This is a genomic window from Chryseobacterium sp. ISL-6, from assembly GCF_018613715.1.
Classification (GTDB): domain Bacteria; phylum Bacteroidota; class Bacteroidia; order Flavobacteriales; family Weeksellaceae; genus Chryseobacterium; species Chryseobacterium paludis.
In genome coordinates this window covers 60,479-74,602 of sequence record NZ_JAGGPT010000002.1, presented here as the reverse complement: position 1 = coordinate 74,602, position 14,124 = coordinate 60,479, and the positions used below count along the sequence as shown (strand labels likewise).

The 14,124-nt window shown below is 35.0% G+C and carries 8 protein-coding genes; 5 read left to right on the top strand and 3 right to left on the bottom strand.

Going from position 1 to position 14,124, the window contains the following annotated elements; all coding sequences use genetic code 11:
- Positions 1 to 196 precede the first annotated feature (196 nt).
- Complete coding sequence (locus tag J7E44_RS05310; protein WP_214826320.1) at positions 197 to 541, bottom strand: MerR family transcriptional regulator; 345 nt, start codon at positions 539 to 541, stop codon at positions 197 to 199.
- Positions 542 to 931: 390 nt separating this feature from the next.
- Between J7E44_RS05310 and J7E44_RS05305 the strand changes: the two genes are divergently transcribed.
- Both J7E44_RS05305 and J7E44_RS05300 read left to right on the top strand, forming a co-directional pair.
- Positions 932 to 3,604 carry a reprolysin-like metallopeptidase gene (locus J7E44_RS05305; protein WP_214826318.1) on the top strand — a complete coding sequence of 891 codons (2,673 nt, stop codon included), beginning with the start codon at positions 932 to 934 and terminating at the stop codon, positions 3,602 to 3,604.
- A 144-nt stretch (positions 3,605 to 3,748) separates the two neighbouring features.
- Positions 3,749 to 4,630, top strand: coding sequence for an AraC family transcriptional regulator (locus J7E44_RS05300; RefSeq protein WP_214826316.1), 882 nt, complete (start codon positions 3,749 to 3,751; stop codon positions 4,628 to 4,630).
- Positions 4,631 to 4,639: 9 nt separating this feature from the next.
- Here J7E44_RS05300 and ccoG read toward each other — a convergent pair whose 3' ends face one another.
- On the bottom strand, positions 4,640 to 6,082 hold the full coding sequence (gene ccoG / locus J7E44_RS05295) for a cytochrome c oxidase accessory protein CcoG (protein ID WP_214826314.1): 1,443 nt from the start codon (positions 6,080 to 6,082) through the stop codon (positions 4,640 to 4,642).
- A gap of 297 nt (positions 6,083 to 6,379) precedes the next feature.
- On the opposite strand from ccoG, the gene J7E44_RS05290 reads away from it, so the two are divergent.
- Positions 6,380 to 7,273: an SMP-30/gluconolactonase/LRE family protein gene (locus J7E44_RS05290; RefSeq protein WP_214826312.1), complete on the top strand. Its 894-nt coding sequence runs from the start codon at positions 6,380 to 6,382 to the stop codon at positions 7,271 to 7,273.
- An 80-nt stretch (positions 7,274 to 7,353) separates the two neighbouring features.
- Here J7E44_RS05290 and J7E44_RS05285 read toward each other — a convergent pair whose 3' ends face one another.
- On the bottom strand, positions 7,354 to 8,661 hold the full coding sequence (locus tag J7E44_RS05285; RefSeq protein WP_214826310.1) for a DEAD/DEAH box helicase: 1,308 nt from the start codon (positions 8,659 to 8,661) through the stop codon (positions 7,354 to 7,356).
- Positions 8,662 to 9,378: 717 nt separating this feature from the next.
- Here J7E44_RS05285 and rpsA point away from each other — a divergent pair.
- Positions 9,379 to 11,175 (top strand): 30S ribosomal protein S1, encoded by a 1,797-nt coding sequence (gene rpsA, locus J7E44_RS05280; RefSeq protein WP_214826308.1) that lies wholly within the window; start codon positions 9,379 to 9,381, stop codon positions 11,173 to 11,175.
- A 245-nt stretch (positions 11,176 to 11,420) separates the two neighbouring features.
- Complete coding sequence (locus tag J7E44_RS05275) at positions 11,421 to 14,066, top strand: T9SS-dependent M36 family metallopeptidase (protein WP_251040496.1); 2,646 nt, start codon at positions 11,421 to 11,423, stop codon at positions 14,064 to 14,066.
- The last annotated feature ends 58 nt before the right edge of the window (positions 14,067 to 14,124 follow it).

Below are 14,124 nucleotides of genomic sequence, written 5' to 3'. Positions count from 1 at the left end.
AAGATGTCTTCTTATTTGCTAAAATAGTGCCAAAAATAAGCGGGAATAGTGGAGCATACCTAAGTAAGAATGCTTAGATATAAGAAAGGGAAATCTTAATTAACCTGATCTGTAAATGTTGAAACAGATTGTAGTTATATTGCGTGAATTTAACTAAAGAGTTATAGATTAAGAAAGATACAATGTTGGATCGTCTTTATTCGCTGTCTTTTTCTACCAAAGATTCTTTTAGCTTTAGTAATTCTGCCTTTACAAATTCTAAGCGATCTATTATAGTAACTGTTTCAGAAATTTTGCTGTTTGTAGTAAGTGCGATCTTTGCACCATCTAAAGTGTAGCCTTTTTCTTTAACCAGATGATAGATAATCTGTAAGTTCTTAATGTCTTCAGGAGTAAAGTATCGGTTGCCCTTTTTGTTTTTTTTAGGTTTGATGATAGGGAATTCCTGCTCCCAATAACGTATTAATGAAGTGTTTACATCAAATGCTTTGGCAACTTCTCCTATAGAATAATATAGCTTGTCTGGTAAATTTATCTTCATTTTACGAATCCTAAACATCAAAGATAATTTTTTTTAAAATTTGTTACAAATATAGGCTCCAAATTATGCTGTTTATCGTCTCTTTTTTTATTCAGTTAGTTTATGTAACTGAATAACTAGGGATTTTAATCTTTTTTAATCTATTTAACGAAAATGCAAAATTGACGTAAAGTGCCTTGTTTGTTTTGATTTTTGATAAATAATTCCCTTTTGGATTAATAAAATGACAATTTAAGTGATTCTGAATTTTGTTTATTCTAAATTTTTATAGTAATTTAGAAAGCATATAATTCATAACAAGAGGCAGTTATGAAATTTTTTGTAGGATGAAGAGACCATTTAATGTAGAAGATAAAAAGAGAAGAAAATTATCATTAAAATTATATTAATATGAAGCGTATTTTATTAATTTTTTTACTGCTAACTCCTTTTTTAGGATTTTCGCAGTGGTCCAGAACTGAGTTAAGGACCCAAAGAGTCAAGAAATCTCAGGAGAAACTAAAATTTTCTTCTCTGTATGTATTGGATGCTAATCAATTAAAAGAAAGCTTAGCACAAGCTCCTTCACGTTCTTTGAACAGTAAGGGAATTATTATTTCAATTCCTGGTGTAAGTGGTAAAATTGAAAAATTTCAGGTTTGGGAATTTTCTAATATGGCTCCCGAATTACAGGCAAAACATCCTGACATACGATCCTATGTCGGAAGCAGTGTTGATGATCCAAGCGCGTATTTAAGATTTAGTTTATCTCCAGTAGGTTTCTCGGCAATGGTTATCCGGTCTGGAGTTTCAGAATTTATAGAGCCTTTTACTGAAGATAGAACAGTATATGCTGTTTTTGATTCAAAATCAAGATCAAATCAGGATTCTGAGCCATTTCAATGTTCTACCATAGATGATGTGGATAAAAGTGCAGTTCTGAAAAATACAAATTCAGTCACAAATAAATTAGCTGGTTTTAATACATTCAGAATGGCATTGTCCTGTACGGGAGAATATGCTCAATATCATCTGACGGTAGCCGGAACCCCTGCGACCGCTACGGATGCCCAAAAGAAAGCGGTGATCCTTGCCGCAATGAATGCTTCTATGACGCGATTAAATGGAGTTTTTGAAAAAGATCTATCCTTACATTTTAATTTGATCGCCAACAATGAAGCAATCATTTTTCTTGATCCTGCAGCTGATCCCTATACTGGTGGAGGCCCTAGTCAAGGGCAAGCAGGAATAGCTGGAGTAATTCCTTCAACAGATTATGATATGGGACATTTGATAGATAAGCAAGATGCCAATGGTGCTGCCGGATTAGGGGTTATATGTAGTAATGGTCAAAAAGCAAGAGGATGGACTGCCCACAATTTCCCGGAGGGAGATAAATTTGACATCGATTATGTTGCTCATGAAATGGGACATCAATTGGGAGCCGGACATACCTACACTTCACATAGCGGCCAGGCTGATCAGACTGTGGAGCCGGCAAGTGGAAATACTATAATGGCATACACAGGGATTATAGGAGGGAATCTGGATGTTCAGTTTAATTCCAACGATTATTATCATATTAATAGTGTCAATCAGATTAAGAATAAAATTAATGCTGTAACGTGTGGAACGAATGTGGCATTTACCAATCCTGCGCCTACGATTACGCTTGGAGCTGGCTATACGATTCCAAAATCGACTCCTTTTGTTCTAAGAGGAACAACAACAGATCCCAATACGGCTTCCTATACCTATACGGTTGAGCAAACAGATCAGGCTGCAACTGCACAGATCGGGACTAATTCATATGCATACCCAACAAAACCGACAGGTCCTACCTTCAGATCTCTGGCACCCACAAATATTCCGGCAAGATATTTTCCTGACTTTAATAAAGTGTTGGCAGGTGTATTAACTACAAGATGGGAATCTGTATCCAGTGTGGCAAGAGCACTTAATTTTAATATGTCTGTTAGAAATAATAGCCCTTTGCAACCTCAGATTGGACAAAGCTCGACAGTAGTAACAGTTGATGCTGTCTCTGGACCTTTTCAGGTTACAGCTCCAACATTTGGACAATCCGCAAGTTCCGGTAGCACTACTACTGTAACATGGGATGTGGCGGGTACCACTTTAGCTCCTGTAAGTACTGCTAATGTTAATATTAAATTATCTATAGATGGGGGGCTTACTTTCACAAATCTTATAACAAATACACCTAATGACGGAAGTGAACAGGTAACAATTCCTGCAGGTTCTACTTCTTCTAATGCATTTATATTAATTGAAGCAGCCAATAATATTTATTATGCGGTAAGCCCAAGTTTTGTTATCGATTATTCTGTAACAGGAGAGACGTGCGCCACTTATGCTTATACAGGAAGTCCAGTGAATATTACTGATGGTCCTGGTGGATTAAATATTTCTTCACCTAAAATAACGATTCCTCTAATGGTAAATAATCCTGGAATTATTACTAAAATTAAAGTAACACCATCTATTACACATACCAATGTGAGACATTTAGCAATTGGTATTGAAAGTCCTGAAGGGTCTTCAGCGCTTATCTGGAATCGTGCCTGTAATGGAAGTTCTGGAATCACAGCCTCTTTTACTGATATTGGAAATGCTGTTACTTGTGCTTCTCCTGTTCAGGGTGAAACAAAATCTTATGAATCTCTGGGAATTTTCAAAGGACATAAAGCACAGGGTGAATGGAAGTTATTTGCGTCGGACAATAACTTAGGTTCAGCTGGAAGTGTTACAGCATGGTCACTTGAAGTTTGTACCCGACAAACACAAACATTGGGTGTTAAAGATGTTTCTTCTGCCTTAGGAGATGATATCAAAATATACCCTAACCCAAATAATGGTAACTTCTTTATAAAGTCGAGAAACCTACCTGGAGAATTGAAAGTAAATCTGTTCGATTCTAGTGGTAGATTAATTTATTCTTCTGGAGCATACCAAAGCAATGGAGATAATACCAAAGAGTTTAATGTAAATGCACCTAAGGGAGTTTATATTATCAATGTAAATTCATCAAAAGGAGATTACAATCAAAAATTAATTATAAAATAATATCTCAAAGTATATTTAAATAAGGGGTCGGCTTATGCTGACCCTTTTTGTTGAAAAGACTAATATTGCTTTAATTCATTTTATCTTTAAACGTTGCTAGGATTAAATAAACTCTTTCTTTATTTTTGAATTAAATTAAAAAGTTTGGATTCCATATCAGTACTTCATATTGATCTTTTTCAACCCGGAAAGAATCCGTCAGATTTTTATTTCAATACGATGAAAGATCATCTGGTTTCCAGCCATAAACACATAGAGAAGCCGCACCGTCACGATTTTTATGTTACTGTTCTTTTCACAAAGGGAAAGGGGACGCATGAGATCGATTTTCAGAAATATGATGTTTCTGAAGGGAGTCTTTTCTTTCTATCACCGGGACAGGTGCACAGTTGGGAGCTTTCAGATGATACAGATGGATACATCTTTTTTTTCTCCCAGGAATTTTATGATATGCATTATGTCAATCAGCATCTCAGAAATTTTCCCTTTTTCAATTCTGTTGTTTTTTCCAGAAAACTTCAGCTTGAAACAGCGGATCTAAAGAAAGCGGTTATGGTATGTAAGGAAATTGAAAATGAATATCATTCCCAGAACCTGATGAAGGAAGAGCTGATGCTCTCTCTTATTACTAAAATGTATATCAATTCAGCAAGACAGTTTTCTAAAGATTATAATACCCTGAATTCATCGGCCAGCGTTTCTTATTTTAAGCATTATCAGGATTTCGAAAATTTACTCGAAAAATACTTTACTATCCAGAAATCAATTTCTCATTATGCTTCCCTAATGGATATCTCGCCAAAACATTTGAACAGAATTACACAGACAATAGTTCAAAAAACAGCTACTGAAGTGATTACGGAAAGAGTGATGCTTGAAGCCAAGCGGATGCTGATGTATCTTAATGAGAGCCTTGTTGAGATTGCTTTTAGATTAGGCTATGAGGAATATTCATATTTTGTAAGAGTATTCCGGAAAAGCTCCGGAATAACTCCCACACAATTCATAAAAAAATATAAATCTTAGTTTCTGACTTTATAACAAAAGCTTAAATGGGCCTTCAAAAGTGGTTTCAAAAGAATCCAGTATTTCTCCTTTCTCATCATAAACTGCAATGATCATATTTTGTTTTGAAAATTTGATCTCTTCCTCAGGGAATGTGATATTGATATTTCCTTTCAGAATTTGATCTTCTTTTAAAACAATTCGATCCGAACCAAAGAAGTTGATCTCTCCATTTCTGGGACTTATCACTTTAATAGTTAATGTTTTTTTCTGATTGGTTTTATTCAGGAAAGTATAGATAAATGTATTTGTTATTTTGCCGTCTTTAATGAAAAAGGTAGATCCGGCAGGTTTAATAAACTTTGCTTCCATAGATCCGCGGTCATACATTAAAAACCCAAGGAACCCAATCAATAATGCCAAAAATACTGTTGTTACTTTCATCCTTGAGGTAAAAGTAAATTTCGATTGGTTCTCAATTTCAGCTTCAGTGGCGTAGCGAACCAATCCTTTCGGAAGGCCAACTTTTTCCATCACCTCGTCGCAAGCATCAATACAGGCAGTACAGTTGATGCATTCCAGCTGTTGACCATTTCTAATGTCAATCCCTGTAGGGCATACGACTACACACTGCTGGCAGTCAATACAGTCTCCTTTTCCTTCTGCTTTTCGATCTTCGCCATTTCTCCACTTGGATCGATTTTCTCCTCTCTTAAAATCATAATACACATTAATTGTTTGCTTATCGATCAGGACTCCCTGCAGTCTTCCGTAAGGACATACCAATGTACAGACCTGCTCCCTAAGCCACGCGAATGTAAAATAGAAAACTGCAGTGAAAGAAAGCATGACAATGAATTTTAATGAATGTTCAGCAGGTCCTTCACTCATAATCTTAAAAACCTGCTTATATCCAACAATGTACATGAACATAAAATGACTGATAATTAAGGAAATCAATATAAACACTGACCATTTCAGTCCTTTTTTTCTGATCTTCTCAGCATCCCATTCCTGGCGGTCGAGTTTCATCTGCTTATTACGGTCACCTTCAATCCAGTATTCTATCTTTCTGAAAATCATTTCCATGAAAAGGGTTTGAGGACAAAGCCATCCGCAGAATATACGTCCGAAAACTACCGTAAAAAGCATAACAAAAATAACTGAAGTCACCGCACCTAAAGCTAAAATGAAAAAATCCTGCAGATAAAAAGGCTGACCAACAATAAAAAACTTTCTGTCTATAACATTAATGAGAAGGAAAGGATTACTGTTTATGGTGACAAACGGTAAACCAAAAAATAAAGATAGCAGAAGGTAACTTGTATAGTTTCTGTAATTAGTATATTTCCCTTTTGGTTTTCGAGGAAACACCCACTTTCTTTTTCCGGTATCATCCATTGTTCCGACCGAATTTCTAAAAGCTTCATTTTCTAAAACGGGATCTTTTATGGGATTGGTTTCTATGCTCATTATTTTAATTTAAATGATCAACTTTAATAATTTCTTATTATGATGGTATTTCAAACAAAAAATATCTGTTGATTTTCCTATTGCAAAGCTCTTAATTAAAAGGGTTTATTACTAATAATATATACTTACAAAATAGGATAATTCGGACATTTTATTTTTTTTGTATTGATTAGAAGATGCATTTTTAGTTTATATTGAAATGGGATACTTTATGATTATTATTGTATCAAATTGAGATAATATTTCTTGAATTTTATTGTTTCATGTCGTACATTGTGGGCATTAAATGAAAAAGAAATGAAGAATGTCTTTAAGATGAGCTGGATTGGTTTGGTTTTAGTACTACTTAATTGTAAATCAGTAAACGGTAGTAATATGTTTTATCACGATATTAAGCCTGAGAGGGTTTCAGATAAATTTAGTTTTACTGAAGGTCCTTCTTCAGATAAAGAAGGGAATGTATATTTTACAGACCAGCCAAATGATAAAATTTATTATTGGGATTGGAAAAGTAAGGAGATCAAAGAGTTTTTAAGTAAAACGGGAAGGGCAAATGGAACTCATTTTGATAAAGATGATAATCTAATTACCTGCTCTGATGATCAGGGGGAAATCTGGAAAATATCGAAGGATAAAAAGGTTCAGGTCTTGTTAAAGGGTTTTGAAGGGAAAAGACTCAACGGTCCCAATGATGTTTGGGGAGATTCTTTTGGAGGAATGTACTTCACAGATCCTTTGTATAAAAGAGATTACTGGGTGAACTTCAAACAGGAGATCTCTCATAAAAGTCTTTATTACAGAACTAAAGAAGGAGTGGTTAATAAGATAGATACTTTTACGCAACCCAATGGAATTGCGGGAAGTGAAAAATATAAAAAATTATATGTTTCAGATATAGATGCTGGAAAGACCTATGTTTATGATATTTTAGAAGCGGGGAAACTTTCAGAAAAGAAATTGTTTTGTGAAATGGGCTCAGATGGAATGACACTTGACAAGCATGGAAATCTTTATTTAACAGGTAAAGGTGTAACCGTATTCAATCGTGACGGTAAAAAGATCTATCATATTCCAATAGAAGAAGAATGGACTTCCAATGTCACATTTGGAGGGCAGCATAATGAAGTTCTGTTTATTACTGCTTCAAAGTCAGTTTATACTTTACCTACAAGAGTAAAAGGAACAAAATAATTGTTTTCTCTTAAGATGTCATTGCGGAAAGCTATGAAGCGATCTCGGTTCGCAATGACATTTTAAGGGTTTTATGCACATTAATAAGCCACCTCCATTTTTATTTTTTTGCCCTTCAGTTTCTCGTTGGCCAGTTTTTTTAATAAAGCATTGACCATTTTCCTTGAAACAGCAACGTAAGAAGTGGTATCTTTTACTTCGATCAGGCCAATATCTTCTTTTTGTAATTCACCTTTTTTGATCAGGTAACCTACAATATCCACTTTGTTTACCTTATCTTTCTTTCCAGCACTGATGTAGATGGTTTGAAAAGGTGTTTTTTCAGGAACTTTGTCGTATCCGGAAACACTTTCTTCAGGGGTATCGCTTTTAATGAAGGGGAACTTTTCTTCCGCAGTCATAATCAAATAAGCGAAACCTTTAGCATTCATTCTGGCAGTACGCCCATTTCTATGGATGAAAGCATCTTCTTGTGAAGGAAGCTGATAATGAACAATAGATTCTACTTCAGGAACATCCAATCCACGGGAAGCCAAATCTGTAGTGATCAGGATCCTTGCAGAGTCATTTCTGAACTTTAACAAAGCGCGTTCTCTTTCATCCTGTTCCATTCCGCCATGAAATGTCTCTCTGTCAATTCCTTTTTCATATAAAAGATCTGAAATACGGTCTACGGCTTCACGGTGGTTACAGAAGATCAACGTTCTTTTGTTTCCTATCTTACAGATCAGATTAAAAAGAGTATCCAGTTTTTCCTCAGAAATAGTCATTACTTTTCTTAATTGAATATCAGGTTTTACTTCAGCTAATTTTAAAAAATCAATAACTTTTTCATTTTTTAAACCAGTAAAATCAGGAATTTGATCCATTGCTGTGGCTGAAGTTAAAATACGCTGGGAAAGGGCTACTTGTGAATTAATAATATATTCCATGTCATCATGAAAGCCTAATTCCAATGCTTTATCAAATTCGTCCAGAACCAATGTCTGGATCGTTTTAGCAGTGAAATTTTTATTTCTAAGGTGGTAGGCAACCCTCCCTGGAGTTCCTATTAACACGGCTGGAGCTTCAATTAGATTATTTACTTCAATTTTTTTATCGTGACCTCCATAGCAGACAGAAACTTTAAAATCAGTTCCCATCGCCTTGAAAACCTGTTCGATCTGTAAAGCTAATTCTCGTGCTGGAACTAAAATCAATGCCTGAATTCCTGAAGCCTCTTTTTTAAGATTACGAAGAACAGGGAACAAAAAGGCTAAAGTCTTTCCTGATCCGGTAGGAGACAGTAGGACAACATCAGTATTGTTTTCAGTAGTTTTATAAGTAGATTTCTGCATCTGATTCATATCCTGAATCTGCAGCTTTTGATAAATTGATTCTAATTCCATTTTGCAAAGATAGTGATTTTAGGCGGTTGGGATTCGAGTTTCGGGTTTTGAGTTTCGGGATTAGGAACTACGCTGTGAATGAATGTTATTGTCATTGGCTACGTCTAATCTTCGATTTCTGAACGGATTGAAGAATCTGTTTTTATTAGTATGCCTCATCAATTATCAATTACCATCTGTATTTTTTCTGGAGCTGTTTCCCGCTTTTCGCTACAATCTTTTTTTTTCAAAAAAGGATTTCTACTACAATCGGGGCTAGGTTCACTCCTGTCATTGCGAGGAGCGCAGCGACGAAGCAATCTCATTAAAACTTCATACAGCAGACGGAGTTACTGGAACCAAGACAAGGACCCTAGCCCCGATAGAAACGGTTACCCCGCAGTAAGCCTTGGGAAAGATCAGGCGCGAGGAGTATGAGTGGATAGCGGGAAGCAGCTTCTAAAAAGGAAGAAGTTAGAAGATGGATGTTGTATCTGACTTTCCAATCTTTTAATTTTTAAATTCCTGAATCTTTTAATGTTGACTATCAGTTATTTATGGATGTAATTTCTGTGCTTGGAAATGTTGGTTATATAAAATAAACTTCGTATATTTGCAGCCACTTTTTGTGGTCAAGGTTTGAAAAGGTAAAATATTAAAAATTAATTACTTCCGTATTTTTTAAATCCACATTTATTCAAACCATTAAAAAAGAAGGAATACAAATTTTATTAGAAAATGTCAAAAGAGACAAATTCAGCAGAGGTTTTATTAAACCAAAACGTAGCACCAGAACAATTTGATTGGGATTCTTTCGAATCAGGTCTTGATGCAGATGCGAGAAAAGAAAAAAGTGATTTAGAAGAAATCTACAACGGATCTCTAAACAGCCTAAACGATAACGACGTTTTAGTGGGTAGAGTTGTAAGATTAACTGATAAAGAAGCTATCGTAGACATCAACTTCAAATCTGAAGGTGTTATTTCTCTTAACGAATTCCGTTACAACCAAGGCCTACAAGTAGGTGATGAGGTAGAAGTAATGGTTGACAGAAGAGAAGACAAAACTGGACAATTACAATTATCTCACAGAAAAGCTAGAACGCTTAAAGCTTGGGATAGAGTAAACGAACTTCACGAAACTGGAGAAATCGTTAACGGTTTTGTGAAATCAAGAACTAAAGGAGGTATGATCGTTGACGTACACGGAATCGAAGCATTCTTACCAGGTTCTCAAATTGATGTTAAGCCAATTAAAGACTACGATCAGTTCGTAGGTAAAACTATGGAGTTCAAAGTTGTGAAAATCAACCCTGAGTTCAAAAACGTAGTAGTATCTCACAAAGCATTGATCGAAGCAGATATCGAAGGTCAGAAAAAAGAAATCATCGCTCAGCTTGAAAAAGGTCAGGTTCTTGAAGGTACTGTTAAGAATATTACTTCTTATGGTGTATTCATTGACTTAGGTGGTGTAGATGGATTAATTCACATTACAGATCTTTCTTGGTCTAGAGTGAACCACCCATCTGAAATCTTAGAAGATGGACAAACTGTAAAAGTTGTTATCCTTGATTTTGATGATGAGAAAACAAGAATCCAATTAGGTATGAAGCAATTAGAAGCTCATCCTTGGGATGCTCTTTCTGCTGATATGAAAGTTGGTGATAAAGTAAAAGGAAAAGTAGTAGTTCTTGCTGACTATGGTGCATTCGTAGAAATCGCTCCAGGTGTAGAAGGATTAATTCACGTTTCTGAAATGTCTTGGTCTACTCACTTAAGATCTGCAGGTGATTTCGTGAAAGTAGGTGATGAAGTTGAAGCTGAAGTACTTACTTTAGATAGAGAAGACAGAAAAATCTCTTTAGGTATGAAACAATTATCTAAAGATCCTTGGGAAAATATCGAAGCTAAGTATCCGGTAGGATCTCAGCATGTAGGAACTGTAAGAAACTTCACTAACTTTGGTGTATTCGTAGAGCTAGAAGAAGGTATCGACGGTTTAATCTACATTTCTGATCTTTCTTGGACTAAGAAAATCAAGCATCCATCTGAATTCTGCGCTGTAGGAGACAAATTAGATGTTATTGTATTAGAATTAGATATCCAAGCTAGAAGATTATCTTTAGGTCACAAACAATTGACTGAAAACCCTTGGGATAAATTCGAAACTAAATATGCTGAAGGAACTGTACACGCTGGTAAAGCTGTAGAAGTACACGATAAAGGTGCTTCTGTACAATTCGAAGATGCTGAGGTTGAAGCATTCTGTCCTTCAAGATTATTAGAGAAAGAAGATGGATCTAAAATCAAAAAAGGTGAAGACGCTCAATTCAAAGTGATCGAATTCAACAAAGAATTCAAGAGAGTAGTAGTATCTCATACAGGGATCTTCAGAGACGAAGAAAAGAAAAATGTAAAAGAATCTAGCAATAGATCTAATACATCTTCTTCATCATCTTCTAACGAAGAAAGATCAACACTTGGAGATATTGATGCATTAGCAGAATTGAAAAGAAAAATGGAAGAAGGTAAATAATCTTTAACCATTATGAATAATGAAGCCACTCGAAAGAGTGGCTTTTTTTATTTGCTGATATTTTGTTTTCAATAGATGTAGCTTATCGTTTTATATAATTTAATTATAAAAAACAAATAATGTAAATGATTAAAACACTGATGGATAAAAGAAGAATAAATATATAATTATTTTTGTGTAATAAAATTAAACAAAATGATTTTTGATTAGCAAATATTTGTAAATTAGCGGCTTTATTAATGTATATGAAAAAGATAACTCTACCTATTTTATTTGCTGTATTCGCAGTATTTCAATCTTCCAGTTTATTTTCTCAGGATAATGAAAGACTTATCAAAGATTATATTTCACAAAATAAGATCAGAGAATATAAAAAGTCAGATTTAACGAACTTCAGTATTGATGTTAAAGATCATTCTGAAAGTATGAATGCGGATGTTATTAAGATACAACAAGTATTTAATGATATTCCGGTATATGGATCTCTTGGATCTGTATTGTTGAAGAACGGGCAAATTATTCTTTTTAATGATAACTTTGAAAAAGATTATCAAAGAGCAGATTCTTCTTCACCTCAAATTTCTAAAGAAAAAGCCTTTGCATTTGCAGCTAAAGGAACAAGTATCGAGGACGCCAGTAAAATAAAGCTTTTAAACTTTTCTGATGCCGATACGAAAGATATGCTATTTGCAAAATCAAGATTAGTATATGCTAAAAAAGATCAGGAACTTATACTCTGTTATGAATTTGTATTTCCTGAAAAGAAATCAGCAAATTATTGGAATGTATTAATAAATGCATCTACAGGAGAAATTGTAGAAAAGAACAACTTAAATGTAAGCTGTAATTTTACAGATCATCCGTACGAACATTCGCATGAAAATAATTCAATAGTATTTCCTTTAGCTAATGATAGCTATAAACAGGTTAATGCAAATCTTTTCCTTTCTCCGGATAATGCGTCTTATAACATATTTCCATTTCCTATAGAGGCACCAACATTTGGTGCAAGATCTGTGGTTTCAAATCCATGGATTTTAGCTTCTTCGCCAGAAGGATGGCATTCGGATGGTACTACCCATTATACAACTACCAGAGGTAATAACGTTTTTGCGTATCAGGATCTAAATGATGATGATGATTCTTCTGTTGGAGTAACAGTAGATGGTGGTGCAAGCAGAAATTTCAATTTTCCGTATGACCCAAATGCACATGCATTAAATAATAAGGATGCTGCAATCACCAATTTGTTTTATGCAAATAACATGGTCCATGATGTATTTTATAAATTTGGTCTTAAGGAGAATACAAGAAATTTTCAAAAAAATAATTTTGGATTAGGTGGGGTAGCAAACGATTTTGTAAATGCTGAAGCTCAGGATGGAGCAGCAACACCTGTTACACCTACGGTTTCTAACTATAATAATGCAAATTTTGCAACACCACCAGATGGAAGTAGTGGAAGAATGCAGATGTATTTATGGATTAATAATGCTCAAAAACTATTTTATACTGCTCCTGCTTCTGCTGTTACAAGAACACCTGCTTCTTTTATTGCCCAATTTGGACAACAAATAACTGGGGTGCCTGTAACAGGGACGGTAAAATTATCACCTGTTTTAGATGCCTGTACAGCTCTTCCTGCCGGATCTTTGACTGGATTCATAGGTTTAGCTGAAAGAGGAACCTGTGATTTCAATGTTAAAGTTGAAAACATGCAAAATGCAGGTGCGACTGGAGCTATTATCTATAATGCGGTGAGCTCCGCAGCACCAGGTAATATGGGAGGAGCTAATCCTAATGTTTTTATTCTTTCTGAATTAATTGATAATGCAGAAGGTGAATATATTAAATCTCAATTAGCAAATAATACACCTGTGAATGTTTCAATGAGTTACAATGTGAAACAGGATGGAAGCTTTGATAATGGAGTGATGATCCATGAATATGGACATGGAATCTCCAATCGATTGACTGGAGATGGATATAGCTGCTTAAATGCGATGCCATTTACTGGAAATTTAACGTATTCTAAAGAACAGATGGGTGAGGGCTGGTCGGATTTCTTTGCTTTAATGTTAACAAATAAGCCAGGAGATAACGCATCTGTAGCCAGAGGTATTGGTACATATGTTTCTGGACAGGCTATTACTGGAGCCGGTATCAGGCCAGCAAAATACTCTCCTGATTTCTTAATCAATGATTTCACCTATGGTGATACCAACGGGATGGAATTTAATAACGGTTCTGCTATTGTTCCTGATGTACATTCAATAGGATTTGTATGGGCAACAATGCTTTGGGATCTTAATTGGCAGTATGTTGCTAAATATGGATATTCTTCTGATGTAACTGCGAATACAACTAACGGAAGTTCAAGAGTATTACAGCTTATTACCGATGCATTAAAAATTCAGGCATGTGATCCAACGTTTATCGATGGAAGAAATGCTATACTAGCGGCAGAACAAGCAACTACAGGAGGAGAAGATAAATGTATGATCTGGAAAGTTTTTGCAAAAAGAGGTCTTGGAGTTAATGCAAGTGCAGGAGTTAAGACCAATATCAATGACCAGGTTCAGGATTTTACTACGCCCCCAGAATGTCCTTTATTAGCGACTGATGAGGTGAAATCTGTGAAAAACAACACAATTTCTATTTATCCGAATCCTGCTAAGAATGAATTCTATATCAATTTCCCAAGCAAAACAATGGGTAAATTCAGTGTTGAGATTTATGATATGTCAGGAAAATTAATTTCTTCTGAAGATAAAATTTCTCCGGATGCCAAAAAAGCAATTTCAACAGATAAAATGATCAACGGAACTTATATGGTAAAAGTAAAAGGCTTAGGCTTTGATGCAGTATCTAAAGTAATCGTTAAAAAATAACTATTATAGTTAATGATAAATAAATGAAAATAAAGTAATCGCCTAGTAAAGCGGTTAC